The sequence below is a fragment of the Plantactinospora soyae genome, assembly GCF_014874095.1.
GTDB lineage: Bacteria > Actinomycetota > Actinomycetes > Mycobacteriales > Micromonosporaceae > Plantactinospora > Plantactinospora soyae.
Map to the genome: position 1 here is coordinate 9,245,844 of NZ_JADBEB010000001.1, position 25,891 is coordinate 9,271,734.

Genomic DNA, 25,891 nt, shown 5'->3' on the forward strand with positions numbered 1-25,891 from the left:
CGGCCCGCCGCCGAAGGCGGGCGTCCCGTCCGGTTCGTCCTCGGCCGGAAGTCCGAATTCGGAGGTACCGGGAGCCGCGTCCCACGCTGTGCTGCCGCCGCTTCCGGCGCGCGTGGTCTCCGCCGCCCCGTCGGGAAGGCGGTGGTCGGACGGTTCGGCGCGCGGCATGTCGCCAGTCTCCCACCGACACCCTACGGATTGCCGAACACCTCAGATGATCTCGGCTCGTCGCGCCCTGCTAACCGGGACGGACGAGACGGAAGTGTCGTACAGGGCATCTAACCTGGCCGCCGTGGTCCAACCTAAATATGTCCAGGGCACGCTGGACGGCCTTCCGGCCGGCGAGTCCCTGCCGGACGGCTGGCCGACCGACGCGCTGGCGCTGAGTCAGACCACCTTCGTGGTGCTCGACCTGGAGACCACCGGAGGCGCTCCGGACGGCGGCGGGATCACCGAGGTCGGCGCGGTCAAGGTACGCGGTGGCGAGGAGCTGGGGGTGCTGGCCACTCTGGTCAACCCCGGCGAGCCGATCCCACCGTTCATCACGGTGCTGACCGGGATCACCCAGGCGATGCTGCTTCCGGCGCCACCGATCGAGCAGGTGCTGCCGAGCGTCCTGGAGTTCCTGCACGGCGCCGTACTGGTCGCGCACAACGCCCCGTACGACGTCGGGTTCCTCAAGGCGGCCTGTGCGCGGCACGGCTACACCTGGCCGAACCCCCGGGTGCTGGACACCGCCGCGCTGGCCCGCCGGGTGCTCACCCGCGACGAGGTGCCGAACCGCAAGCTCGGCACCCTGGCGGCCTACTTCCGTACCCCGCACCAGCCGAGCCACCGGGCGCTGGACGACGCCAAGGCGACCGTCGACGTCCTGCACGGGTTGATCGCCCGGCTGGGCGGGCACCGGGTGGAGACGCTGGGCGACGCCATCGAGTTCGCCCGGGCGGTCACCCCGACCCAGCGGCGTAAGCGGCACCTCGCCGAGGGGCTGCCCCGGGTGCCCGGGGTCTACATCTTCCGGGCCGCCGACGACCGGCCGCTCTACGTCGGCACGTCCGGCGACATCGCCACCCGGGTACGCAGCTACTTCACCGCCTCGGAGAAGCGGGCCCGGATCTCCGAGATGCTGGCCGCCGCCGAGCGGGTGGAGGCGGTGGAGTGCGCGCACACCCTGGAGGCCGAGGTACGGGAGCTGCGGCTGATCGGGGCGCACGCTCCGCCGTACAACCGGCGGTCCAAGTTTCCGGAGCGGGTGGTGTGGCTGAAGCTGACCTCGGAGCCGTATCCACGGTTGTCGGTGGTCCGAGCGCTCGGGCCGGACGACGAGGCGTACCTGGGGCCGTTCAGCTCCCGACGGGCGGCGGAACTCGCCGCGGCCGGCATGCACGACGCGGTGCCGCTGCGCCAGTGCACGCCCCGGCTCTCGGTCCGGACCACCAGCCTGGCCTGCGCGCTGGCCGAGCTGGGCCGCTGCCCGGCACCCTGCGAGCACCGGATCTCGGTCTCCGAGTACGAACGCCAGGCGGTCACCCCGGTCCGGACCGCCATGGTGGACGATCCGCAGGTACTGGTCGATGCGTTGCTGGCCCGGATCGAGGCGCTGGCCGGCGCGGAGCGGTACGAGGAGGCGGGGGTGGTCCGAGGCCGGCTGGTGGCGGTGCTCCGGGCCACCGTACGGATGCAGCGACTGATGGGGCTGACCCGGATCGAGGAGTTGGCCGCCGCCCGACGGGCCGCCGACGGTGGTTGGGAGATCGCGGTCATCCGACGTGGCAGGCTCGCCGGGGCCGGCACCGCCCCGCCCGGCGTACCGCCCCGCCCGGTCCTCGACCTGGTCCGGGCCACCGCCGAAACGGTGCTGCCCGGCCACGGTCCGGTCCCAAGCGCCTCGGCCGAGGAGTCCGAACGCATCCTGTCCTGGTTGGAGCGGCCCGACACGCGGTTGGTCGAGACTTCCGACGGTTGGGCCTCCCCGGCCAGGGGTGCCGCCCGGTTCCGTGACCTGCTGGAGCGGGCCGAGGCGGCGGCGTCGAGGACAACTCCCGACCGAACGCACATAAGCAAGTGACCGATCGGATGACGTCCGCTCCTTTAGGCTGTTAGAGAAGTGCAGTCCTGCCCGATTTCGGGGTTTGCGTTCGCGTGCCGGGTACCACGGCGGTGGCGGGCGGCGGACACCGGAAGACGGGCGGTGAGTGAGGAGGTGTCTCCGCGTGGACCTCGACGCCGGCCACGGCGCCGCCCTGGGGAGCGCCCGACCGTCCGAGATCACGCTGAGCAAGCGGTTACGCGCGCTGCTCTCCTGGCCGTCCGCTGAGGACGATCCGGTCACCCATCTGGTCCGGGCCCACCGTGCCGTCCATCCGAGTGCCGACGTGGGCGTTCTGCGCCGCAGCTACGCCATCGCGGAGAGCATGCACCGGGGGCAGTTCCGCAAGAGCGGCGAGCCGTACATCACCCATCCGCTCGCGGTGGCGCAGATCTGCGCCGAGCTGGGCATGGACACGGTCACCCTGGTCGCCGCGCTGCTGCACGACACGGTGGAGGACACCCGGTACACCCTGCAGGCGCTGACCGGCGACTTCGGAGCCGAGGTCGCGCACCTGGTGGACGGGGTGACCAAGTTCGACAAGGCGTTCTACGGCAAGGCGGCCGAGGCCGAGACGATCCGCAAGATGATCATCGCCGCCGGCAAGGACGTCCGGGTGCTGATCATCAAGCTGGCGGACCGGCTGCACAACATGCGCACACTGGACGCCCGCTCGCTGGCCTCCCGGGCCCGGATCGCCCGAGCCACCCAGGAGGTGCTGGTCCCGCTCTGCGACCGGCTGGGCATCCAGGCCCTGAAGCGCGACCTGGACGACGTGGTCCTGCGGCACCTCGAGCCCGACGCGTACGCCCGGATCGACGAGCACGTCAGCAGCCGTCCGGGCTGGGCCGGCTATCTCGACGACGTGGTGGGCCAGGCCCGGGTGGTGCTCCGGCGGGACAAGATCGTGGCGGCGGTCAAGCCCCGGCCCCGGCACTACTACTCGATCTGGAAGGACACCGTCGCCCGGGAGCAGGACATGCCGTTCGACCTGCCCCGGATCGTCATCGTGGTGGACGGGGCGGACACCGACTGCTACGCCGCGCTCGGTTCGATCCACGGGCTCTGGCGGCCGGTTGCCGGGCGTTTCAAGGACTACATCGCCGCGCCGAAGAACAACCTCTACCGGTCGCTGCACACCACCGTGATCGGGCCGGGCGAGCGCACCGTCGAGGTGCTGATCCGGACCAAGACGATGGACCGGGCCGCCGAGTACGGCATCGCCGCCGACTTCCGCTATCCGAAGGCGGTCAGCGACTCCGCCAACAGCGCCGAACAGCTCGACTGGCTGCAACGGGTGCTCAACTGGGAACGGACCACCACCGATCCGGCGCAGTTCCTCCAGTCCCTGCGCTGCGACCTCGCCGAGACCCAGATCCAGGTCTTCGCCGAGGGCCGGCAGGTCGTACTCCCGGCCGGGTCCACACCGGTCGACCTGGCGTACGAGCTGGGCCCGCACCGGGGCGACCACTGCCTCGCCGCGAAGATCAACGGCAGGCTGGCCCCGCTCTCGTCTGAACTGGACGAGGGCGACGTGATCGAGATCTTCAGTGAGACCGACGCGCACAGCGAGTTCGACCTGGCGGTCGCCCCGCCGGGGCCCCGCAGGGAGTGGCTCGGCTTCGTCAAGTCACCGCACGCGCAGATGCAGATCCACCGGTTCTTCGCCGAGCACCAGGAACCGGCGATCTCGATAATCGACAAGGTCCGGTTGGGCCGGGCCACGATCGGGCTGACGCTGCGCAAGCACAACCGTGGGCTGGCCAGTGACCTGCCGCTGCGCCGGTTGGCCGAGGAGCAGGGCTATCCCGACCTGGAAACCCTGCTGGTCGCCGTCGTGGACCGGACGATCGAGCCGGACGCGGTGGTCGAGCAGCTCATCGCCATGGTCGACCATCAGGAATGATTGGCTGTGCCCCGGGTCACCAGGCGCACCGGTACGACCTCTAGCCTGGTCGCGTGATCGCCCGCCGCTCGCCGACGCGTGCCATCGGCTACAAGGTCTTCTACCGCCTACCCATCGGAGTACGCCGGCAACTGGTCCGGCTGGCCGTGCCGAAGTACATCGTCGGCGCGGTCACCCTGGTCCGGGACACCGAGGCGGCGGAGCCCGGACGGCTCCTGCTGCTGCGCCAACCGTCCGGAAAGGGTTGGACGCTTCCGGCCGGTCTGCTGCAACGCCGTGAGGCACCGCTCGTCGGCGCCGCCCGCGAACTGCACGAGGAGACCGGCATCGACCTACCGCTGGAGGAACTCCAGCCCGCTGTGCCGAACGCCGTCGTACACGCCAAGGGCTGGGTCGACATGGTCTTCGAAGCCCGGGTTCCGGCCTCGACCACGGAACTGGTGGTCGACGGTGCCGAGGTGTACGAGGCCGCCTGGCATCCACTGGACGACCTGCCCCGGCTGAGTACCGCCACCGCCCGGCTGCTCGCCCACTACGGGATGGGGCCGCTCGCCGAGCCCGGCTCGACCAGTACCCGACCACCGGCATGACTCCGGCCGCCACCGCCTCGCCGACCCCGCCGAACGGTGGCCCGCCCCCGAGCCGTGGCCCGACCCCGCCGAGCGGTGACCCGGCCCCGCGCGGTGGCCCGGCCCCGCGCGGTGGCCCGGGTACGGGGCGGGCCGGCGTCTGTGTCGTCGTACTGGCCGCCGGTGAGGGTCGCCGGCTGCGCCCGCTCACCGAGCACCTGCCGAAGGCGCTCTGTCCGGTCGGGAACGTACCGCTGCTGGACCGGGTACTCGGCCGGGTGGCGGCGCTCGGCTTCGCCGGTCCGGCCACCGTGGCCGTGAACGCCTGCTACCTGGGCGACCAGGTGGTCCGGCACGTGGGTGACCGGGCGTGGCTCTCGGTCGAGCCCGGCGACCCGCTCGGCACGGCCGGTGGGCTGGCGAACCTGCGCGGCTGGATCGACGGCCGAGCCGTACTGGTCGGCAACGCGGACGCCTATCTGGCCGATCCCGCCACGTCACCGGGCCCGGACATCGCCGCACTGCTCGCCGGTTGGGACGGCCGGACCGTACGGCTGCTGGGTCAGCCGGCCACCGATCCGGCCCGGCCCGGCGAGTTCGGCAGCCACCGGTTCACCGGGTTCTCGCTGTTGCCGTGGTCCCGGATCCGGGACCTGCCGGACGGGCCGGCGGATCTGACCCGCACCGTCTGGCGGCCCGCGGAGGCGGCCGGCGAGCTGGAGATGATCGACTTCTCCGGGACGTACCTCGACACCGGCACCCCGGCCGACTACCTGGCGGCGAACCTGCACGCGGCTGCCGGCGAGAGCCTGGTCGACCCGACCGCCGAGGTGAGCGGCGAGCACCGGAACGCGGTGATCGGTGCGGGCGCCGTCGTGCGGGGTACGGTCGAACGCTGCGTGGTCTGGCCCGGCGGCGTCGTACGCCCGCAGGAGCGGCTGACCGACGTGATACGCGTCGGCGACAGCATCACCGTTCCGGCGCTGGCCGGATCCGCACCGGCCCGGTAGCCGCCAGCGGTCCGGCACCCCGGTGCGGCTGGCCCGCCCCCGCGTGCGGGTGCCCCGGTTCGGCAACATCTAGCATGGGCGGGCAGTCAGAACACCGCACCGATCCACGCCACCGGCGGTCGCCGGCGCGGGGATGCGCCAGCGAGCACGTCGACGAGAGGAGTATTCCGGTGATCACCGCGATCGTACTGATCGACTGCGCCACTGACTCGATCCCCGAGGTGGCCGAGACCCTGGCCGCCGTGCCCGGGGTCAGCGAGGTCTACTCCGTCGCCGGTCACGTCGACCTGATCGCCGTGATCCGGGTACGCGAGTTCGAGCAGATCGCCGAGGTGATCGCCGGACGGATCTCGAAGGTGCCCGGCGTACTCGGCACCGAGTCGCACATCGCCTTCCGCGCGTACTCCCAGCACGACCTGGAGGAGGCGTTCGCGATCGGCCTGCCCGAGGCGGACTGAAGCGTCGGGGCGGTACGCCGACAGGTCCCCCGGCACTGCCGGAGGACCTGTTCCGTCGCCGACGTACGGCTCTGGGCTAGCTGATTGTCGGTCCGGGCGTCACCGGCGTCCCGCTCCGCGTCGGGCTTCCGGAGCTGACGCCCGGGCTGGGCGCCACGGTGGTACCACCCGGGATCGGCACGCCCAGGCTCTGGGCCGCCGCCACCAACGCGTTGTGATGCGCCTGGAGCACCGGCGCCGCCTGCTGCGCCACCTGCTTGGCCGACGGGTCGGAGCCCTGGGTCAACTCCGCCTGCACCAACTGCATGGCCTGGGTGTGGGCGGTCAACTGGGCGGTGATCCACTGGGTGTCGAAGTCGGCGCCATTGACGTTCTGCAGCTGGTTGATAACCGCCTGCTGCTCACTGGTCACCTTGTTCGGCAGGGTCAACGCCCCCGACGAGGCCACGCTCTGCACCTTCTGGTCCAGTTGCGTGTGGTCCGTCACGAACCGCCCGCCGAGATCCTTGACCTCCTGGCTCGTCCCCTTCTGCTTCGCCAGGTTACCGGTCGCGATCTCCGCGAGATTCACCTGGTGCATCGACTGCAGGAACTGCCTGTCCTGCGCCGACAGCGCGGTGGACGGCGTCGCGGACGGCGTCGCCGACGGCGCGGCGGCGCTGTACGCGGCCCCGGCCGGCGCGAGGCCGAGCACCACCATCGAGACGAGCACACCCAACCGTTTGACGACCAACATGTTGGTTCCCCCCTCCGTCGTTGAACTTCGGGGGTACCCGGTTGACCGGCGGACACGCGGATCGATCGCGCCGACATGGGCCTCGTACATCATGATTCCGCATGTCGGGTGTCGCGCGACGCCGAACGCCCGGGTTTGCCGGTCGACCCGGCGGGTAGGCCCAGTCGGCGAGGTCGGTCGGGGAGGGTACGGAACCTACTCGGCGACCTTGGCGGCCTTGGCCACGCCGATCCAGCGCTCCAGGGTCCCGGCGGCGGCACCGGAGTCGATCGCCTCCGCCGCCCGCCGCAGGCCGGCCCGCATCGCCGACAGCAGGTCGCCCGCGAATCCCGCCTGGGCCGCCAACGCCGCCGCCGCGTTGACCAGGACGGCGTCCCGGACCGGGCCGGACTCGCCGGCGAGCAGCCGGTGGGTCACGTCGGCGTTGAAGGCGGCGTCGCCACCGCGCAGGTCGCCGGGTGCCGACCGGGCCACCCCGAGGTCGGCCGCGTCGGCCACCGTCTCGGTGACCTTTCCCTGGTGGGCGATCCACAGCCGGGTCGGCGCGGCGGTGCTGAACTCGTCGAGCCCGTCCTCGCCCCGCATCACCAGCACCGAGTCGCCGCGTCGGGCGAACACCTCGGCCACCACCCCCGCCATCCGGGTGTCGAAGCAGCCGACGGCGCCCGCACCGGGGCGGGCCGGATTGGTCAGCGGACCGAGGAAGTTGAACGCGGTCGGCACCCCGATCTCCCGCCGGGCCACCGCGGCGTGCCGCATCCCGGGATGGAACCGGGCGGCGAAGCAGAACCCGATCCCCACCTCGGTAACGCATCGGGCCACCCCGACCGGACCGAGGTCGAGCGGAACACCGAGGAATTCGAGCAGGTCGGCGGCGCCGCACGAGGACGAGGACGCCCGGTTGCCGTGCTTGACGACGCGTACGCCGGCTCCGGCCACCACCATCGCGGTCATCGTGGAGATGTTGACCGTGTGCGCCCGGTCTCCGCCGGTGCCGACGACGTCGATCGCCCCGGCCCGCAGGGCGGGCGGCAGATCGACCAGGGTCGCCTGGCCGAGCATCGCCTCGACCAGCCCGGCGAGTTCCGCCGGGGTCTCCCCCTTGGCCCGCAGGGCCATGGCGAAGCCGGCGATCTGGGCCGAGGTCGCGGACCCCGACATGATCTCCCCCATCGCCCACGCCGTGTCGGCGGTGGACAACTCCTCGGCGCGCAACAGCGCGGCGAGCAGGTTGGGCCAGGTCCGTTCCCCCATGCGGGCCTCCCGGGCGGGGCGGGTGGTTGGCGGTGTGTTTCCCGGTACGCCCTAGGAGAGCGCGCTGGCCCCGCTGGCGCGGGCACGCAGCAGGCCGGCCACGGTCTGGCCGGTGGTCACCGGGTCGAGCGGATGCACCAGCGTGGCGTCGACCTGTGCGTAGGCCGCGAGCCAGCGGTCCGCGGCCCGGGCGATCACCACGCAGGTCGGCGGGGGGTCGTCCCGGTCGTCCTTGATCTGCCGGGCGATGCCGAGCCCACCGGACGGGGTCGCCTCGCCGTCGAGCAGCAACAGGTCGATCTCGTACTCGTCGACCAGCCGGATGCACTCGTCGTAGCTGGCCGCGTCGACGAACTCGACGCGAAGATCGGCCGCCGGCCGGGTGCCGACCGCGGACCGCATCCGGTCCCGGACCTCCGGGTCGTCGCTGTAGAGCAGGACGGTGTATAGACGATCGCTCATCGGTCGCTGGGCTCCCACCTCGTAGCTGCCCGCCGATCGTACCGGTCCGGTCCGGCAGCCGACCGGCCCGCCCGGCCCCGGGGCAAGGGGCGACCAGATCCCGGGACGTCGACCCGGTCGGCGGCCGGCGGGAACCCCGGCCTTACACCGAGGTACCGGCGGCACGTTCCCGGGCCTCCTGACGGTCCAGCTCGCGGTCCACCCGGCGGGCCTCCCGCTCGGACTGGCGTACCCACTGGACCACCAGTACGCCCAGCATGGTGACGCTGACGAACTCTCCGCCGGCCCATAGGATGCCGCCCGCGGCCTTCTGGTCGCTCCACGGATCGGCCCAGCCCAGCGCCAGGGACGGGTACCAGTCGCCGCCGAACAGCGTGGTGCTCTGCATGACGGTGAGTCCGAGCACGGTGTGGAACGGCACGGAGAGCACCATCAGCAGGGCCCGGGCCGGGTACGGCCAGCGCCCCGGCAGCGGGTCGAGCCCGACCAGCGGCCAGAAGAACAGGCAGCCGGTGAGGATGAAGTGCGCGTGCACCAGCTCGTGGCCGAGCGGGTTCTCCAGGGTCCAGCGGTAGATCCCGGAGAAATACAACACGAACGGGTTGACCACGAAGAGCGCGTACGCGAAGAGCGGAAAGGTGACCACCTTCACCACCCGGCTGTGCAGTACTGCGAGCAACCGCCGCCGAGGCGCCTTGCCGAGGGTCCGCAGCGCCAGCGTGACCGGGGCACCCAGGGCCAGGAAGATCGGCGCGACCATGGACAGCACCATGTGCTGCACCATGTGCACCGAGAGCAGCGTGGTGTCGTACGCGCCCAGCCCGGTCAGGGTCACCGCGGCGATGCCACCGAGACCGGGCCCGAGGAACAGCACGGTACGCAGCGGCGGCCAGTGGTGGCCCCGGACCCGCAGCCGGTGCACCCCGTAGAGGTAGCACCCGGCGGCGAGCACCAGCCCGACGGCGAGCCAGCTGTTCAGCGTGGCGTGGGTGAAGATGGTGGAGATGGTGAACGGCGTCGTCTCGGCGCCCCCACCGGCGAGGACGTCCGGGGCCGGGGGCACGGCGGACGCGGAACCGGGATCGACGTGCAGCACGTTTTTCAGGCTAGGCCAGACGAACCGGGCGGGGCACGTCACCCCGTCCGACAAGGCAGTTAGGCCACCCCGACGATGGCCGATGCCGATCAGGGGCAATAATGACCGCGTGACTGCGGCCTCAGCCATTGACAAGAGCCGGATCCACTCGCTGACCCGACCCAACATGGTCAGCGTCGGGACGATCGTGTGGCTCTCGAGCGAACTCATGTTCTTCGCGGCGTTGTTCGCGATGTACTTCTCCATCCGGGCGGCAGCGCCCGAACAGTGGGAGAAGCACACCGAGGTGCTCCAAATCCCGTACGCGACGACGTTCACGGTGATCCTGGTGCTGTCGTCGGTGACCTGCCAGCTCGGCGTGTTCGCCGCGGAGCGGGGGGACGTACACGCGCTGCGTCGCTGGTTCACCATCACGTTCGTGATGGGCCTGGTCTTCGTGCTCGGGCAGCTCAACGAGTACCGCAACCTGGTGCACGAGGGCGTGAAGATCAACGCTGACGGTTACGGCTCGGTGTTCTACCTGACCACCGGCTTCCACGCGTTGCACGTGACCGGCGGTCTCATCGCCTTCATCATCTTCATGATCCGGACAACCATGGGCCGGTTCACCCCCGCACAGGCCACCTCGGCGATCGTCGTGTCGTACTACTGGCACTTCGTCGATGTGGTCTGGATCGCCCTGTACGGCATGATCTACTGGCTTCAGTGATCTTGGTGCTGTCACGTTTCGCCCCGATGCCCCGTCCCTGAGACAAGGTCGAGAAAACCGTTAAGGACACAGGCCATGACTTCTGACACCCCCGGCGGCGACCGCTCTGGCGGCCTGCTCTCGCGGCTGCGCCGCGCGCGGTCGACGCCGCGCGGCAAGACCCGCCGGCGACTGGGCGCCGCGGTCCGGCTGCTGGCCGCACTGATCCTGGCCGGCGGCGCCTACACCGTTTCCGCTCCCGGTCTTCAGGCGCAGGACACCCCGCAGCTCACCTCGGCCGCGCAGGAGGGCAAGGCCCTCTTCGACGTGAGCTGCGTGAGCTGCCACGGCCGGAACGCACAGGGCGTCGAGGGACGTGGCCCGAGCCTGATCGGCGTCGGCGCCGCCTCGGTGGAGTTCCAGGTGGGCACCGGCCGGATGCCGCTGGCCCGGCAGGAGGCCCAGGCCGAGGCGAAGCCCCCGGTCTTCAACGACGACCAGACCACCCAGCTCTCCCAGTACGTGCAGGAGCTGGGCGGCGGCCCGCAGCTCCCCTCCGGCAAGAACCTGCACGAGGGCGCCGACGTGGACGAGGGCGGCCGGCTGTTCCGGATCAACTGCTCCTCCTGCCACTCCTTCGGCGGCGGCGGCGGCGCGCTCTCGTCCGGCAAGTACGCCCCGGACATCAAGTCGGCGAGCGACCGGCAGATCTACGCCGCGATGCTCACCGGCCCGCAGAACATGCCGGTCTTCGGTGACAACCAGCTGCGGCCCGAGCAGAAGGCCGACGTCATCGCGTACGTCCAGCAGACGCTGGCCGAGGACCGCGACCCGGGCGGACTGAACCTGGGCCGACTCGGTCCGGCCACCGAGGGCATCGCGATCTTCCTGGTCGGCATCGTCGCGCTGATCTTCGCCGCGCTCTGGATTGCGGGGAAGTCATGAGCACCCGGACCGACGGACACACGCAGGCAGGCGCCAGCCAGTCGATCGACGTGGACGACCCGAAGGTGTCCCGCTTCGACATCGTCCGCGAGGGCGCCCGGCGTGACGACATCGAGATCGTCCACTACGAGGCGCAGTTCCCGGTGCCGGGCACCAAGGCCGAGCGCCGGCTGACCCGGACCCTCACCGGGATCTTCCTCCTGGTCGGCCTGTTCGCGACCGCGTTCGTGGTCGCGTACATCTGGTGGCCCTGGGAGTACAAGCCGGGCAGCGGCGCCGGCAAGTTCTACACCCCGGTACTCGGCCTGACCCTCGGTCTCGCCCTGCTCGGCGTCGGCTTCGGCATCCTCGCCTGGGGCAAGAAGTTGCTGCCGAAGGAGGTGTCGATCCAGGACCGGCACATCGAGCCGGCCAGCGACGAAGAGCGCAAGATCACCGGTAACACGCTGGTCTACATGGCCGACGAGCTGGGCGTACGGCGTCGTCCGCTGCTCGGCATCTCGCTGCTGGCCGGTCTGGCCCCGATCGGTGCGGTCGCCGCCGCGCCGCTGGTCGGTGGGCTGATCGAACAGCCGCACAAGAACAACCAGTACTTCACCACCGGTTGGCACCCGACGGACGGCAAGCTGATCCACCTGACCCACCACGACGGCACCCCGGTACGCCCGGAGGACGTCAGCCCCGGTGGGCAGATCACCGTCTTCCCCGGCATCGAGGGCGGTGCCACCAACAAGCACGCGGACTCCCCCGTTCTGTTGATCCACCTCCGGGAGGGTGACGCGAGCGAGGCGCGGGCGGCGAACCAGCGGGACGGCAAGCCGGAGTCGATGTGGAACAACTACATCGCCTTCTCGAAGATCTGCACGCACGCCGGCTGCCCCGCCAGCCTCTACGAGCAGCAGACGAACCGGCTGCTCTGCCCCTGTCACCAGTCCCAGTTCCTGATCACCGACAACGCCCGCCCGATCTTCGGCCCCGCCAGCCGCCGGCTTCCCCAGCTGCCGCTGACCGTCGAAGAGGGCTTCTTCGCGGCAAAGTCCGACTTCACCGAGACCGTCGGGCCCGACTTCTGGGAGCGGCCATGAAGCGTCGAAGGTTTGACCTGGCAGCGGTGCCAGGCAAGGCGGCCCGGGAGGTCGACGACCGGCTGCAGGTGAACACCCCGCTGCGGTCCCTGCTCAACAAGGTCTTCCCGGACCACTGGTCGTTCCTGCTGGGCGAGATCGCGCTCTTCTCGTTCGTCGTACTGCTGCTGACCGGCGTGTACCTGACGCTCTTCTTCGAGCCGTCGCTGCGCGAGGTCACCTACAACGGCAGCTACGCCCCGCTGCGCGACACGCACATGTCGGCGGCGTACGAGTCGTCGCTGAACATCTCGTTCGACGTCCGTGGTGGTCTGGTGATGCGACAGATGCATCACTGGGCGGCGCTGCTGTTCATGGCGGCGATCATCGTGCACATGATGCGGATCTTCTTCACCGGAGCGTTCCGCAAGCCGCGCGAGCTGAACTGGATGATCGGCTACCTGCTCTTCTGGGTCGGCTTCCTGGCCGGCTTCACCGGGTACTCGCTCCCGGACGACGGGCTGTCCGGCACCGGCCTGCGGATCGCCTCCGGGATCATGCTCTCCATCCCGGTGATCGGCACCTGGGTCACCACGGCGATCTTCGCCGGGGAGTTCCCGGGCGAGATCATCATCAGCCGCTTCTTCATCGCGCACGTACTGCTGATCCCGGCCCTGCTGGTCGGCCTGATCACCGCGCACCTCGGTCTGGTCTTCAAGCAGAAGCACACCCAGTGGCCCGGCCCCGGCCGGACCAACTCGAACGTGGTCGGCGAGCGGATGTTCCCTCGCTACGCGCTCAAGCAGGGCGGCTTCTTCATGATCGTCTTCGGGGTGATCGCGCTGCTCGGCGGGCTCGTCCAGATCAACCCGATCTGGTTGTTCGGGCCGTACGAGGCCGGCGTGGTCTCGGCGGCCAGCCAGCCCGACTGGTACGTGATGTTCCTCGACGGTTCGACCCGACTGATGCCGCCCTGGGAAATCAACATCCCGATCGGCAACGGTTACGTCGTCCCGCCGCTGTTCTGGCCCACGGTGGTGCTGCCCGGCATCCTGACCATGGTGCCGCTGTTCTACCCGTTCATCGAGGCACGCCTGAACAAGGACCGGGAGCTGCACAACCTGCTCCAGCGCCCGCGTGACGTCCCCGGCCGTACGGCCCTGGGCGCGATGGCGGTGTCGTTCTATCTGGTGCTGACGCTCTCCGGCGCCAACGACGTGATCGCGGACAAGTTCTTCATCAGCTTGAACGCGATGACCTGGGCGGGCCGGATCGGACTGATCGTCGTACCGCCGCTGGCGTACTACTTCACCTACCGGATCTGCCTCGGGCTTCAGCAGCACGACCGGGAGGTCCTGGCGCACGGCGTCGAGACCGGCATCATCCGGCGGCTGCCGAACGGGCAGTTCGTCGAGGTACACCAGCCGCTCGGCCAGACCGACGACCACGGCCACGGCGAGCTGGAGTACGTCGGCTGGGTGGTACCCAAGAAGATGAACCGGCTCGGCGCACTGGGCCCGGCCATCAAGGGCTTCTTCTACCCGATCGAGAAGCCGGTCGACGCGCCGGTCTCGCCCGGCCATCCGCCGGTCGAGCCGCGTGCCGAGCGCGAGGAGATCGGCAGCGGCGAGCGCCGCTAGCCCTTCGCACCACCACGACCGTGGCGCCCGCCGGAACTTCTCCGGTGGGCGCCACGGTCGTTTCCGGCGGGGTTCTCCGCCCGGTCACCTGATCCGGTCGGCGGCTCTCAGCGCTGGGCGAAGGCGAGCGTGGCGCCGAGCCCCACGAACGAACCGGCGAAGATCCGGCGGAGCCAGGCCATCACCCGGGGCCGGCCGACAACGTGGTCGCGTACGGCGGCCGCGAAGATGCCGTACCCGGCGAAGACGACGAAGGTGACCAGCATGAAGACGCCGCTCAACCCCAGCATCCGCGGTACCGAGCCCGGCTGGCCGGCGTCCACGAACTGCGGCAGGAAGGCGAGGAAGAAGATGGTCAACTTGGGATTCAGCAGGTTGACCAGGACTCCGGAGACGACGACCCGGAACGCCGAGCGCGGCGCCCGCTCCGTCGTCACCGCCACGCCCTCGGAGTCCCGCAGAGTGGCCCACGCCAGGTAGAGCAGGTACGCCACGCCAAGGTACTTCAGTGCCTGGAACGCCACTGCGCTCGTGTGCAGCAGGGCTGCGAGCCCGGTGATCGTCGCCACCATGTGCGGAACGATGCCGAGGGTGCAGCCGAAGGCGGCGACGAGGCTCGCCCTGGTCCCCCGGGTGAGGGCAGCCGACAGGGTGTAGATGACGCCGGTGCCCGGCGTGGCCACCACGACGATCGTGGTCACCAGGAATGCGATGCTCACGGTTCTTCCTCCGGTCCGGGCTGGGTCTCTTCCGGGGTCGTTCCCGGTCGGACTCCACTCTGCCGAGACAATGGTCCGATGAGTAGGGCCAAACCCGGTTCCGATGACCGGTCCAAAACCTCCGCGTCCGACTTCCTGCAACTGGACATCGGCGTCGCGCCGGCCGGGCGCCGGGCCGAGTGGCTCGCCGACCAACTCCGGCTGGCGATATCGGACGGCCGTCTGCCGCTCGGGGGCAGGTTGCCGGCCAGCCGGGTCTTCGCCGAGGACCTGGGCGTGTCCCGGGGCCTGGTCACCGAGGCGTACCAGCGCCTGATCGAGGACGGCCACGTCGTCGGACGCGGTCGGGCCGGTACGGTCGTGGTCGCCGCCGTCGGCCCGGTACCGGCCGAGGTCGGCTCCCCGGTCGCAGCGCAGACCGCCACCACCGAACCGGTGACGCTGTTCAGCGCCCCACCCGGCAACGACGTCTTCGACGCGTTCCGCGCGGCACCGGCCCGGATCGACCTGTCCCCCGGGCTGCCCGACCTCGCCGCCTTCCCCCGGGCCGCCTGGCTGCGCGCCGAACGGACCGTGCTCGACAACCTCGCCCCGGCCGACCTCGGATACGGCGACCCGCGCGGTACGGCGACCCTCCGGCTCGCCGCCGCCAGCTGGCTGGCCCGGTACCGGGGCATCAGGGTGGACCCGGCGGAGATCATCATCGTCGCCGGGGTCGCGCAGGGGATCGGACTGCTCGCCCAGGTACTCCTGGACGCCGGGATCACCAGCATGGCGGTGGAGGACCCGGGCTCCCTCGGTGCGCGGCAGCACCTGCGTAACTGGGGACTCGACACCCCGCCGATCCCGGTCGGTCCGGCCGGACTGCGGGTCGACGCACTGGCGGCCAGTGGCCTCCCGGCGGTCATGCTCACCCCGGCACACCAGTTCCCGACCGGAGTGGTGCTCGGTGGTGAGCCCCGGCGCCGGTTGATGCGGTGGGCCGAGGCGGGTGGGCTGATCGTCGAGGACGACTACGACGCCGAACACCGGTACGACCGCTCCCCCGTGCCGGCCCTGCGCTCCGTACTGGCCGAACAGGTCTGCTACACCGGAAGCGTCTCGAAGCTGCTCGCTCCCGCGCTGCGGGTCGGTTGGCTGCTCGCACCGGCGCGGTACCGGGACGCCCTGGTGGCCGCGAAACGGAACGCCGATCTCGGCAGCGCCGTGCTACCCCAACTGGTGCTGGCCGAGCTGATGACCTCGGGTGCGTTGGAACGCCACCTGCGGCTGCTGCGGCGACGTCACGTACGCCGCCGCGACACGATGATCAGGGCCATCCGGACCCATCTTCCCGGTGCGGCGGTGCACGGCGCGGCCGCGGGCCTGCACCTCATGGTCACTTTCGGCAGGGATCTCGCCGACGTCGACCTCGCGGCGGCCTGCCTCGCCGAGGGGGTGAAGGTGCAGCCGCTGTCCTGGCACTGCCAACGCCCGTACCGGCCGGGGCTCGTCCTGGGCTACGCCGCGAGCCCGTCCAGCGAGATCGAGGACGGCCTGGCGGCGCTCGGCCGGGTACTACATGGGCTCGGCGCCTCGAGGCGCTGAGCCGTCCGCTGGGCGGGCTGGGCGCCTCCAGATCGCCGGGCCTGCCACCGCCGGCCTGCCACCGCCGGGCCTGCCGTCGCCGCACCGAACGTGCCGATCGCGGCCCTCGCCCGGCCGCCGGGGCGGAAACGGGAACGACCCGCCGGCCCGGTAGGGCGGCGGGTCGTTCCGACGGTGCTGTCGACTCAGTGCTCGGCGGTGCGCCGGGTTCCGCTGTAGTACTCGAAGAGCAGGCCGCAGGCGCCGCCGAGTACCGCGATCAGGCCGGTGGCGATCAGCCACCACTGCCAGAACACCAGGCCCAGGCCGGCGATCGTGGCGGCCAGGGCCAGCCCGAACGGCCAGTAGCTACCCGGGCTGAAGAACCCGATCTCGCCCGCGCCGTCGGCGATCTCGCCGTCCGGCCGGTCCTCGGGGCGCGGGTCGATCCGCCGGGAGACGAACCAGAAGAAGGTGCCGCACATCGTGGTGAGCAGGAAGGACAGCGCCAGCGCGACGGTGCCGATCCACTCGACCCGACCGTCGGCTCCGTGCGTCCAGATCCCGTAGACGATCCCGGCGATGGCCAGGAAGAGGGAAACGATGCCGAACAGCCGCCACTCAGACTTCATCTCCGGCCCCTCAGCTTCCCGCGCTCGCGTTACCGAAGTTGTTGACGTCCCGCCGGGTGTCGAACGGCTTGGTCGTCTGCGCCAGTGGCGGCTCGCCGATCGAGACCAGCGCGTCCTGGGTCGACTGGCCGGACTGCTTGGCGGCGATGAACCGGTCGTACTCCTCCGGTGAGACCACCCGCAGCTCGAAGTTCATCATCGAGTGGTACGTGCCGCACAGCTCGGCGCAGCGGCCGACGTACGCCCCCTCGGTCTGCAGGTTGCTGACCTGGAAGACGTTGCGCACGTTCCCGGGGAAGACGTCCCGCTTGAACAGCAGCTCCGGCACCCAGAACGAGTGGATGACGTCCCGGCTGGTCTCCTCGAACAGGACGCTGCGCCCGGTTGGCAGCACCAGGATCGGGATCACCTCGGTGGTGCCCAGCGTGGAGGCGATGGTCTCGGCGTCCGGCTCCGCGTTGGGCGCGGTGCGGTAGTTGAACTGCCAGTTCCACTTGAACGCGACGACCTCGACCGTCACGTCCGGGTCCTTGGAGACCTTGTTCACCCCGGTCTGCACGATCGCCGTGTAGTAGAACAGCACGGCCACGACCAGGATCGGCGCGATGGTGTAGAGGAACTCCATCGGCATGTTGAACCGGGTCTGCACCGGCAGGGTCTCACCCCGCTTGCGGTACCGGATCACGCACCAGAAGATCAGGCCCCATACGAAGACGCCGACCGCGAGGGCCGCGATGGACGAGGCGATCCAGAGGTCGTACATGCGGTGGGACTCCGGGCTGATCCCACCCTGCGGCCAACCGAAACCGTCGAACGTCCGGCCGACGTCACAGCCGGTCAAGAGGGCGAGCAGCGCGGCGCCGCCGACTCCGAGCCCGGCCAGCCGACCGACCGTCGGGCGACGACCGCGCCCTCGGGCATCTCGGGGACTGCCCTGCCGTACGACCGACGGCCGTACCTCCGAACCCCTTGCGACCACCTGGTCCTGCCTCCCTAGCGCGCCGCCGTGTCGGGTTTGTCGACCCCGGCGGCAAAGGCGTCACCGACGGTCGCAGATTACTCGACCTGCGTCGGCTGGACGGCCTTGGGGTCGGCGTCCCCACTCTCCCGGGGGATCTTGCCCGATCCCGCTGCGCGCTACGGTTTGCTGGTGAGCGAGCCCCCGGCGTACTTCGACGCGGCCTCCGCCGCACCATTACATCCGGTAGCCCGACAGGCGATGCTCGCGGCGCTGGAGGACGGCTGGGCCGATCCCGGCAAGCTGTACACGCAGGCCCGCCGGGCCCGCCAACTCCTCGACGCGGCGCGGGCGGCCACCGCCGAGGTTCTCCGGGTACGTCCCGACGAGCTCTCCTTCACCCCCAGCGGTACGACCGCCGCGCACGCCGCGGTGCTGGGCGGTCTGACCGGGCGCCGTCGGGTCGGTGCCACCCTGGTGCACTCGGCGATCGAGCACTCCGCGGTGCTGCACGCGGCGGAACGACACCTGGCCGGCGGCGGTTCGAGCACCTCCGTCCCGGTGTCCCGGTCGGGGCGGCTCGATCTCGACGCCTGGTCCGGTGCGGTGGCCGGGCCCGGGGTGGCGCTGGCCGCGCTGATCAGCGCCAGTCACGAGGTCGGCACCGTCCAGCCGCTGGCCGAGGCGGCCGGGGCGTGCGCGGCGGCCGGCGTACCGCTCTATGTCGACGCCGCCCAGTCGGTGGGGCGGATTCCGGTGCCGGAGGGCTGGTCGGTGCTGTCGGCCAGTGCGCACAAGTGGGGTGGCCCGCCCGGCGTGGGGCTTCTGGTGGTGCGCAAGGGCACCCGGTGGGAGTCGCCGTATCCGGCGGACGAGCGGGAGGCCGGTCGTACCCCGGGGGTGCCGAACCTGCCGGCGATCGTGGCAGCGGCGGCCGCGCTGCGGATGGTCGCGGCCGAGGCGAGCGCCGAGGCGGAGCGGCTGAGCCCACTCGTCGACCGGATCCGGGCCACCGTGTCGGCGACGGTGCCCGACGTGGAGGTGGTCGGCGACCCCGTCGACCGGCTGCCGCACCTGGTCACCTTCTCCTGCCTGTACGTCGACGGCGAGGCGCTGCTGCACGCGCTGGACCGGCGTGGTTTCGCCGTCTCCTCCGGTTCGTCCTGCACCTCGTCCACCCTGCGGCCGTCCCATGTGCTGGAGGCGATGGGCGTGCTGTCGCACGGCAACGTACGGATCTCACTGCACCGGGACAGCACCGAAGCCGAGGTGGACCGGCTCCTCGCCGAGCTGCCGGGGATCGTCGCCGACCTGCGGGCCGAGGCCGGGGTGGTCGGCCTCTGAACCTGGCCCGGCAAAAATATTGACAGCTACTTTCACTTGGCAGTTACTCTCATATTAAGAGTAGCTGTCGAGAAGATTGGCGCTGTCATGAAGGCAACGGAAACCCGGAAGTGGTGGGCGCTGGGCGCCCTCTCCGCCAGCGCGCTGGTGATCGGCCTCGACGTCACCGTCCTCAACGTGGCGCTGCCCAGCCTCGCCACCGAGCTACCGGCGACAACCAGCGACCTGCAGTGGATCGCGAACTCCTACAACCTGGTCTTCGCCGCGATGCTGCTCCCCGCCGGTCTGCTCGGCGACCGGTTCGGGCGGAAGAGGCTGCTGCTCGCCGCCCTGGCCCTGTTCGGGACCGCCTCGCTGATCTGCGCGTACGCCCCGTCGGCGGAGTGGCTGATCGGCGCCCGCGCGCTACTCGGCCTGGGTGCCGCCTTCGTGGTGCCGCTCTGCATGTCCCTCCTGCCGGTGCTCTTCACTCCGCAGGAGCGGGGACGGGCGATCGGGCTGTGGGTCACCGCCAACGCCATCGGCCTGCCACTCGGTCCGATCGTCGGCGGCTGGTTGCTCGACCACTACTGGTGGGGCTCGGTCTTCCTGATCAACATCCCGGTCATCGTGATCGCCCTGGTCGCGGTCGTCCTGCTGATGCCCGAGTCCGGCAGCAGCCGGCGCCTCCGCCTCGACCTGGCCGGAGTGCTCCTGTCCTGCGCCGGCCTGGTGAGCCTGACCTGGGGCGTCATCGAACTCGGCGACCAGGGGCTCGGCAACGGCATCCCGGCCGTCGCCGTGGCTGCCGGGCTGGCGCTGCTGGCCACCTTCGTGGCCTGGGAGCGCCAGCTCGGCCAGCGGCCCGCGATCCATCCCCTGGTCGATCTCGCCCTGTTCCGGTCGGCCGGCTTCACCTGGGCGACCCTGCTGGCCACCCTGGTGACCTTCGCGCTGTTCGGTGCCCTGTTCACACTCCCGCAGTACTTCCAGTCCGTGCTCGACGCCGACGCACTCGGCACCGGCCTGCGGCTGCTCCCGGTGGTCGGCGGCCTGCTCCTCGGCGCCCGGCTCGGCGTCCGGCTGGTACCCCGACTGGGCGTCAGGACGCCGGTCACCACCGGGTTCCTGGTGCTGGCCGCCGGCCTGCTCGCCGGTACCGCGACCGGAACCGGAACCGGGTACGGCTTCGTCGCCGGCTGGCTCACCGCCGTCGGCCTGGGAATGGGGCTCATCCTGCCCACCCTGATGGACGTCGCGCTCGGCGCCCTCTCGGTGGAGCACAGCGGCGCCGGTTCCGCGCTCATCCAGGCGCTGCGCCAGGTCGGCGGCACGATCGGGGTGGCGATCCTGGGCAGCGTGCTCAACGCCGTCTACCGCGATCGGCTGGACCTGTCCGGACTGCCGGCACCGGCCGCGGACGCGGTCCGGGACAGCGCCCCGGCCGGGGTACTGGTCGCCCGCCAACTGGACGCTCCGGAGCTGCTGGACACCGTCCGGCGGGCCTTCGTCGACGCGATGGACGCCATGCTCTGGGTGTGCGGCGGGCTCGGGCTGCTCGGCGCCGTACTGGCCATTGCCTTCCTTCCCCGGCAAACCTGGCCGGTCACCGACGTGCCGGTTGGCCGGCCGGGGTCGAAAGCCGGAGAATCGGGGCAGGTGACCGTCGGCTGAACAGGAGTACGCGAGGTGCCGGGGCTACGCGAACGCAACAAGGCCAGGACGAGGGCGGAGATCCGCCGCCAGGCGATGCGCCTGTTCCGGGACCAGGGATACGCGTCCACCACCGTGGAGCAGATCGCGGCGGCGGCCGAGGTGTCGCAGAGCACCTTCTTCCGGTACTTCCCCAGCAAGGAGGACGTGGTGCTCCGGGACGACCTGGATCCACTCGTCTTCGACGCCTTCGTCGCCGCACCGCCCGAGCTGACTCCCGTCCAGGCGTTCCGGGCGGCCATCCGCACGGTCTTCCTGAGCCTGTCCCCGGAGCAGCGGGCCGAGGAATGGGACCGGCACCGGCTCACCCAGTCCGTACCGGAGCTGCGCAACCGCAACCTGGACGCGTTGATCCAGGCCATGGGCCTGCTCACCGAGGCGGTGGCCCGGCGGGTCGGCCGGCAGCCCGACGATCTCGCGGTGCGGGCCTTCGTCGGTGCCGTGGTCGGAGTCGGGCTCGCCGTGCTGCTGAACGACAATCCGGACCCGGCCAACTACGTCGAGTTGTTCGACGAGGGACTCGCCCAGCTAGAGGCGGGGCTTCCGCTGTGAACGGGCCGACCTCCGGGCCCGTTCCGCCGGCCCCCCGGCACGCCCCGGCCTCGGCCGGCCCCGCCGCCGAATCCGGTGCCGAGTCGACGCGCACTCCGGACGAGGTCGTCGACTGTCTCGGTCAGCGCTGCCCGTTGCCGGTCATCGCGGCGGCCCGGCGACTGGTCGAACTGCCGGTCGGCGGGGTGCTCCGGGTGCTCGCCGACGATCCGGCCGCGGCGATCGACATTCCGGCCTGGTGTCGGATGCGTGGGCAGGAGCTGCTCGGCACCTCGACCGTGGCCGGCTCCCCGGCGTACGACATCCGCCGCGCCCACTGAACCGGCGGGCTCGGCGCGTTCCCGTACGGGTCACGACCCTGCCGGCGGTTCCGGCCGGTGCCGAGCAACCAGCTCCGTACGCAGCCGCCGCACCCCGGGCCGGACACCCGTCAGCAGGACCCTGATCTCGTACGGCCGTTGCGCGCGGGACGGGCGCCGCCGGCCGAGCCGGTCCCACTTCCACCGGCCGATGATTGGGTCGGTCCGCTCGGGATCCCTCGGCTCGACCACGAGCGTCGGGGCGGTTCGGCCGGTCACCCGGGCGTCCGCCAGGTTGTCCCAGCCGATCGAGAGCGGCTCGCCGTCCGGCCAGGTCAGCACCAGATGGTCCCAGTTGCCGAAGCGGGCCAGCGGCAAACCCGGGACACGGCAACGGCCGGGTCGGGGGGTCCACCCGCACCCGGCCGTGCCGAACGCGACCGCCTCGGGGCTACTGCAGGTGCGGCCGGACGTCCTCGGCCGCCTGGTCGCCGTACGACTCGGCTAGGCGCTTCACGAAGAGGTCGCCACGGACCTCGTACTCCTGGGGGCCGACGGTCTCCAGTACCAGGGTGGCGAGCAGCGAGCCGATCTGGGCCGACCGCTCCAGGCCGAGCCCCCAGGAGAGTCCGGCGAAGAAGCCGGCCCGGAACCCGTCGCCGACACCGGTCGGGTCGGCGGCCTGCATCTCCCGGGCGATCGGCACGTGGATGGGGGCGATGTCCCTACCGGCGATCTCGACGCCGTCCTTGCCGAGCGTGGTGACCCGGATCTTGACCCGCTCCAGCAGCTGGGCGTCGGTCAGGCCCGCCTTGCTCTGGAGCAGCGACTTCTCGTAGTCGTTGGTCAGCAGGTAGTCGGCGCCGTCGATCAGGCCGATCACGTCACTGCCGTCCATCCGGGCGAGCTGCTGGGACGGGTCGGCGGCGAAGGCGTACCCGCGCTGCCGGCACTCGGCGGAGTGCCGCAGCATCGCGGCCGGGTCGTTGGCGCTGACCAGAACGAGATCGAGACCACCGATCCGCTCGGCGACCGGGGCGAGTTCGATGTTGCGGGCCTCGCTCATCGCACCGGCGTAGAAGGAGGCGATCTGGCACATCTCGGTGTCGGTGGTGCAGACGAACCGCGCGGTGTGGGCCACCTCGCTGACGTGCAGGGAGGCACAGTCGACGCCGTGCCGCTCCAACCAGGACCGGTAGTCGTCGAAGTCGGCGCCGACGGCGCCCAGCAGCACCGGACGCAGGCCGAGCTGCGCCATCCCGAAGGCGATGTTGGCGGCCACCCCGCCGCGCCGGAGCACCAGCTCGTCGACGAGGAAGGAGAGCGAGACCTTGTGCAACTGGTCGGCGATGAACTGATCGGCGAACCGGCCCGGGAAGTGCATCAGGTGGTCGGTGGCGATCGAGCCGGTAACGGCGATCTTCATGTCGGCCCTCGGATCGGAAGAATGGACTACAGCCGGGTCAGCCTACCGGTACGCTCCCCGCCCCGCCCCCGATCGATCGGCTACCGGCCACCCGAGTGTCACCTCGACCTCGTACCCCGGCAACCCGGGACGAGACGCCGAACGGGCCGCTCCCGGCGGGGGCGCTGCGACGGACTCTCCGGACGTCGCACCGCCCGCGCGGGGCGACCCGCTCAGGCAATCATTATTTCAGGTGGAACCACGCTTTTTCGTCCGAATCAGGACGAAGCGCCGATCAGTGGAACAACGTGCCGATCAGTGGAACGAGTCGCCACACGCGCACGAGTTCTGCGCGTTCGGGTTGTCGATCGTGAAGCCCTGGGCGTCGATCCGGTCGGCGAAGTCGATGGTGGCGCCGGCCAGGTAGGGCGCGCTCATCCGGTCGACGACGACCCCGACCCCGCCGAAGTCGGTGACGACGTCACCGTCGAGCGAGCGCTCGTCGAAGAAGAGCTGGTACCGCAGGCCGGAGCAGCCACCTGGCTGCACGGCGACCCGCAGCCGCAGGTCGTCGCGGCCCTCCTGCTCGATCAGACCCTTCACCTTCTCCGCCGCGACGTCGGTCAGGGCGATGGTGCTCGGGGCAGTTGCCGCGGTCGACTCGGTCTGCGCTGGCGTTGTCACGTGAAAGTCTCCCCTGCGCGGGTGCGATGTTTATCCGTACTGGCCAACGCTAGCCGGCTGGCCGGTGATTCCCAATGCGGTTCGATTTGATTGTAGGTCGGTGCGGCGCAGGTCACCCGGGGACGGCGGAGGACGCGGGACGGAGAATCCCCGCCAGCACGCTCCGCTGGGTCGGCCGAGCCGCCGCGTGCCGCTCCCGCCCGGCATCGGTGAGTGTGACGAAGACCCCCCGCCGGTCCTGCTCGCACAGGGCCCGGCAGACCAGTCCGTCCCGCTCCAGCCGGGCCACCGCCCGACTCAGCGCGCTCTGGCTGAGGTGCACCACCTCGGCCAGCTCCTGCATCCGCAGTTTGGTCTCCGGCGCCCCGGCCAGCCGGTCGACGACCTCGAACTCGCTCATCCCGATCCCGTGCCGGTCGTGCAGCTCACGTTCGAGCGCGCACGACGCCGCCGCGTAACGGTTGGCCAGCTCACGCCACTCGGCGGCCAGGGCCTGGTCCTCGGACACGCGGCCGATGTTATCAGATGCACAGGAAAAACTTGCACACGCATTAGTTGCTTGCACATTAGATGCGTGTGCACGTAAGTTCGCCGGCATGGCTTCTTCGGCACCACCCGGTACCCCGCCGACCAGCACCGACGTCCCCGACCAGGCCGGCGGCTCCATCGACGGCACCCCGGCCGGCGGCCCACGGATGACCGCCCGGCTCTGGGGAGCGCTGATCGTGCTCTGCGGCGCGCTCTTCCTCGACGGCCTCGACGTCTCGATGGTCGGGGTGGCGCTGCCCTCGATCCAGGCGGACCTGGGACTGTCCAACTCGGCGCTGCAATGGATCGTCAGCGGTTACGTCCTCGGCTACGGCGGGCTGCTGCTCCTCGGCGGGCGGACCGCCGACCTGCTCGGCCGGCGGCAGGTCTTCCTCTGGGCGATCGCCGTCTTCGGCGTCGCGTCGCTGGTCGGCGGCCTCGTCGACGATCCGTCACTGTTGATCGCCACCCGCTTCGCCAAGGGCGTCGCGGCGGCCTTCACCGCCCCGGCCGGCCTCTCCATCATCACCACGACCTTTCCCGAGGGGCCGGCCCGCAACCGGGCCCTGAGCTTCTACACCGCCTGCGGCGCGAGCGGGTTCTCCCTGGGACTGGTCTTCGGCGGCGTGCTGACCGAGGCCGGCTGGCGCTGGACCTTCCTGCTGCCCGCCCCGATCGCCCTGCTCGTCCTCTTCGCCGGCATCCGACTCATCCCGGCCGACCGCCTTCCCCGCCGGACCGGCGGCTACGACCTGGGCGGCGCCGCCACCGCCACCGCCGCACTGCTGCTCCTGGTGTACGCGGTGGTCTCGGCGCCCACGGCCGGTTGGCTCTCGGTCCGTACCGTCGGCTCCTTCGCCCTGGTGGCGGCACTGCTCGCGGCGTTCGTCCGGATCGAGCGCCGGGTGGCCCATCCCCTCGTCCGGCTGGGCATCCTCGGCAACCGGAGCCTGGTCGGCGCCAACCTGGCGGCCCTGGCGGTGACCGGGTCGTACGTCGGATTCCAGTTCATCGGCACCCTCTACACGCAGGTCGTGCTCGGCTGGTCCCCGCTGGACATGGCGCTCGCGTTCCTGCCCGGCGGCCTGATCGTGGCGTTCGGCGGCCCCCGGGTCGGCAACCTCGTCAACCGGTTCGGCACCGGCCGGGTGGTGATGGCCGGATTCGCCGCGTTCCTCGCCGCGTACCTGCTGTTCCTCCGGATCGACGGCGAACCCCGCTATCTGGGCGTGATCCTGCCCACCATGCTGCTGGTCGGCACCGGCTTCGCCCTCGCCTTCCCGGCGCTCAACATCCAGGCCACCGCCGGGGTCGCGGACGAGGAGCAGGGGCTGGCGTCGGGCCTCGTGCAGACCTCGTTCCAGATCGGCGGCGCGATCGTGCTGGCCGGTGTCACCGCGGTCCTGGCCACCGACCAACCCACCCCGGGCCACGTGCCGGACTCGTTCTATCCGGCAGTGGGCCTGGTGAGCGGGGTGGCCCTGCTCGGACTGCTCGTCGCGGCGGTCACCGGCAGCCGCGCCCGCGGCCGTCATCGCGGCCCGGTCCACCTCGGCTGAGCCGGCGGGGGCGGCCGGCCTCGTGCGGATCCAGCT

Annotated in this window: 25 protein-coding genes and 1 pseudogene; 15 read left to right on the forward strand and 11 right to left on the reverse strand. The window is 71.0% G+C overall.

All coding sequences use genetic code 11. The annotated features are described in order from the left end of the window. Positions 1 to 292: 292 nt before the first annotated feature. The 5 genes from H4W31_RS40305 to H4W31_RS40325 all read left to right on the forward strand — a co-directional run bounded on the left by H4W31_RS40305 (position 293) and on the right by H4W31_RS40325 (position 6,032). Positions 293 to 2,068, forward strand: a complete 1,776-nt coding sequence (locus H4W31_RS40305; protein ID WP_404825669.1) for a DEDD exonuclease domain-containing protein — start codon at positions 293 to 295, stop codon at positions 2,066 to 2,068. 145 nt (positions 2,069 to 2,213) lie between these two features. After that, positions 2,214 to 3,995: a RelA/SpoT family protein gene (locus H4W31_RS40310; RefSeq protein WP_192771385.1), complete on the forward strand. Its 1,782-nt coding sequence runs from the start codon at positions 2,214 to 2,216 to the stop codon at positions 3,993 to 3,995. Positions 3,996 to 4,051: 56 nt separating this feature from the next. Continuing rightward, positions 4,052 to 4,585 (forward strand): NUDIX hydrolase, encoded by a 534-nt coding sequence (locus tag H4W31_RS40315; RefSeq protein ID WP_404825747.1) that lies wholly within the window; start codon positions 4,052 to 4,054, stop codon positions 4,583 to 4,585. Next, the gene (locus tag H4W31_RS40320) at positions 4,582 to 5,574 is read left to right on the forward strand and encodes a nucleotidyltransferase family protein (RefSeq protein ID WP_192771387.1); all 993 of its coding nucleotides are present in this window, start codon (positions 4,582 to 4,584) and stop codon (positions 5,572 to 5,574) included. The genes H4W31_RS40315 and H4W31_RS40320 overlap by 4 nt, the downstream gene beginning before the upstream one ends. Before the next feature lie 170 nt (positions 5,575 to 5,744). Then, a complete protein-coding gene (locus H4W31_RS40325) occupies positions 5,745 to 6,032 on the forward strand; it encodes an Lrp/AsnC family transcriptional regulator (RefSeq protein ID WP_192771388.1) in 288 nt (95 codons plus the stop codon). Between the two features lie 76 nt (positions 6,033 to 6,108). Here H4W31_RS40325 and H4W31_RS40330 read toward each other — a convergent pair whose 3' ends face one another. The 4 genes from H4W31_RS40330 to H4W31_RS40345 form a co-directional block, all read right to left on the reverse strand. Continuing rightward, positions 6,109 to 6,768, reverse strand: coding sequence for a DUF4142 domain-containing protein (locus H4W31_RS40330; RefSeq protein ID WP_192771389.1), 660 nt, complete (start codon positions 6,766 to 6,768; stop codon positions 6,109 to 6,111). A 195-nt stretch (positions 6,769 to 6,963) separates the two neighbouring features. After that, on the reverse strand, positions 6,964 to 8,022 hold the full coding sequence (trpD, locus tag H4W31_RS40335; protein WP_192771390.1) for an anthranilate phosphoribosyltransferase: 1,059 nt from the start codon (positions 8,020 to 8,022) through the stop codon (positions 6,964 to 6,966). Positions 8,023 to 8,073: 51 nt separating this feature from the next. After that, the gene (locus H4W31_RS40340) at positions 8,074 to 8,484 is read right to left on the reverse strand and encodes a response regulator (protein ID WP_192771391.1); all 411 of its coding nucleotides are present in this window, start codon (positions 8,482 to 8,484) and stop codon (positions 8,074 to 8,076) included. Positions 8,485 to 8,626: 142 nt separating this feature from the next. After that, positions 8,627 to 9,580, reverse strand: coding sequence for a cytochrome c oxidase assembly protein (locus H4W31_RS40345; protein WP_192771392.1), 954 nt, complete (start codon positions 9,578 to 9,580; stop codon positions 8,627 to 8,629). Between the two features lie 109 nt (positions 9,581 to 9,689). Between H4W31_RS40345 and ctaE the strand changes: the two genes are divergently transcribed. The 4 genes from ctaE to qcrB all read left to right on the forward strand — a co-directional run bounded on the left by ctaE (position 9,690) and on the right by qcrB (position 13,917). After that, positions 9,690 to 10,289, forward strand: coding sequence for an aa3-type cytochrome oxidase subunit III (gene ctaE / locus H4W31_RS40350; protein WP_192771393.1), 600 nt, complete (start codon positions 9,690 to 9,692; stop codon positions 10,287 to 10,289). Positions 10,290 to 10,364: 75 nt separating this feature from the next. Continuing rightward, a complete protein-coding gene (gene qcrC / locus H4W31_RS40355; protein WP_192771394.1) occupies positions 10,365 to 11,213 on the forward strand; it encodes a cytochrome bc1 complex diheme cytochrome c subunit in 849 nt (282 codons plus the stop codon). After that, positions 11,210 to 12,298 carry a cytochrome bc1 complex Rieske iron-sulfur subunit gene (gene qcrA, locus H4W31_RS40360; RefSeq protein WP_192771395.1) on the forward strand — a complete coding sequence of 363 codons (1,089 nt, stop codon included), beginning with the start codon at positions 11,210 to 11,212 and terminating at the stop codon, positions 12,296 to 12,298. The genes qcrC and qcrA overlap by 4 nt, the downstream gene beginning before the upstream one ends. Then, the gene (gene qcrB / locus H4W31_RS40365) at positions 12,295 to 13,917 is read left to right on the forward strand and encodes a cytochrome bc1 complex cytochrome b subunit (protein WP_192771396.1); all 1,623 of its coding nucleotides are present in this window, start codon (positions 12,295 to 12,297) and stop codon (positions 13,915 to 13,917) included. The genes qcrA and qcrB overlap by 4 nt, the downstream gene beginning before the upstream one ends. Before the next feature lie 107 nt (positions 13,918 to 14,024). Here the strand turns inward: qcrB and H4W31_RS40370 are convergent, their stop codons facing one another. Next, positions 14,025 to 14,636 carry a LysE family translocator gene (locus H4W31_RS40370; protein ID WP_192771397.1) on the reverse strand — a complete coding sequence of 204 codons (612 nt, stop codon included), beginning with the start codon at positions 14,634 to 14,636 and terminating at the stop codon, positions 14,025 to 14,027. Between the two features lie 78 nt (positions 14,637 to 14,714). On the opposite strand from H4W31_RS40370, the gene pdxR reads away from it, so the two are divergent. Further along, on the forward strand, positions 14,715 to 16,223 hold the full coding sequence (pdxR, locus tag H4W31_RS40375; protein ID WP_192771398.1) for a MocR-like pyridoxine biosynthesis transcription factor PdxR: 1,509 nt from the start codon (positions 14,715 to 14,717) through the stop codon (positions 16,221 to 16,223). 185 nt (positions 16,224 to 16,408) lie between these two features. Here the strand turns inward: pdxR and H4W31_RS40380 are convergent, their stop codons facing one another. Together H4W31_RS40380 and ctaC are read right to left on the reverse strand one after the other, a co-directional pair. Beyond that, entirely contained in the window at positions 16,409 to 16,834 is a 426-nt protein-coding gene (locus H4W31_RS40380; RefSeq protein WP_192771399.1) for a cytochrome c oxidase subunit 4, read from the reverse strand. 10 nt (positions 16,835 to 16,844) lie between these two features. After that, complete coding sequence (gene ctaC / locus H4W31_RS40385; RefSeq protein ID WP_192771400.1) at positions 16,845 to 17,813, reverse strand: aa3-type cytochrome oxidase subunit II; 969 nt, start codon at positions 17,811 to 17,813, stop codon at positions 16,845 to 16,847. A gap of 171 nt (positions 17,814 to 17,984) precedes the next feature. On the opposite strand from ctaC, the gene H4W31_RS40390 reads away from it, so the two are divergent. The 4 genes and pseudogenes from H4W31_RS40390 to H4W31_RS43545 form a co-directional block, all read left to right on the forward strand. After that, entirely contained in the window at positions 17,985 to 19,136 is a 1,152-nt protein-coding gene (locus H4W31_RS40390; protein WP_192771401.1) for a cysteine desulfurase family protein, read from the forward strand. 87 nt (positions 19,137 to 19,223) lie between these two features. Further along, positions 19,224 to 20,789, forward strand: coding sequence for an MFS transporter (locus H4W31_RS40395; protein ID WP_192771402.1), 1,566 nt, complete (start codon positions 19,224 to 19,226; stop codon positions 20,787 to 20,789). A gap of 15 nt (positions 20,790 to 20,804) precedes the next feature. After that, positions 20,805 to 21,380 (forward strand): acyl-CoA-like ligand-binding transcription factor, encoded by a 576-nt coding sequence (locus H4W31_RS40400; protein ID WP_318783671.1) that lies wholly within the window; start codon positions 20,805 to 20,807, stop codon positions 21,378 to 21,380. Between the two features lie 92 nt (positions 21,381 to 21,472). Next, positions 21,473 to 21,700 (forward strand): annotated as a pseudogene (locus tag H4W31_RS43545) (sulfurtransferase TusA family protein); the annotation flags it as partial. 30 nt (positions 21,701 to 21,730) lie between these two features. On the opposite strand, the gene H4W31_RS40410 reads toward H4W31_RS43545, so the two are convergent. From H4W31_RS40410 to H4W31_RS40425, 4 genes are all read right to left on the reverse strand, one after another. Continuing rightward, positions 21,731 to 22,057 carry a hypothetical protein gene (locus H4W31_RS40410; RefSeq protein ID WP_192771404.1) on the reverse strand — a complete coding sequence of 109 codons (327 nt, stop codon included), beginning with the start codon at positions 22,055 to 22,057 and terminating at the stop codon, positions 21,731 to 21,733. Positions 22,058 to 22,130: 73 nt separating this feature from the next. Continuing rightward, complete coding sequence (locus H4W31_RS40415; protein WP_192771405.1) at positions 22,131 to 23,105, reverse strand: carbohydrate kinase family protein; 975 nt, start codon at positions 23,103 to 23,105, stop codon at positions 22,131 to 22,133. Between the two features lie 294 nt (positions 23,106 to 23,399). Further along, positions 23,400 to 23,768, reverse strand: coding sequence for an iron-sulfur cluster insertion protein ErpA (gene erpA / locus H4W31_RS40420; protein WP_192771406.1), 369 nt, complete (start codon positions 23,766 to 23,768; stop codon positions 23,400 to 23,402). Between the two features lie 112 nt (positions 23,769 to 23,880). After that, entirely contained in the window at positions 23,881 to 24,276 is a 396-nt protein-coding gene (locus tag H4W31_RS40425) for a MarR family winged helix-turn-helix transcriptional regulator (protein ID WP_318783672.1), read from the reverse strand. 88 nt (positions 24,277 to 24,364) lie between these two features. Between H4W31_RS40425 and H4W31_RS40430 the strand changes: the two genes are divergently transcribed. Continuing rightward, positions 24,365 to 25,855 carry an MFS transporter gene (locus tag H4W31_RS40430; protein WP_192771408.1) on the forward strand — a complete coding sequence of 497 codons (1,491 nt, stop codon included), beginning with the start codon at positions 24,365 to 24,367 and terminating at the stop codon, positions 25,853 to 25,855. Positions 25,856 to 25,891 lie beyond the last annotated feature (36 nt).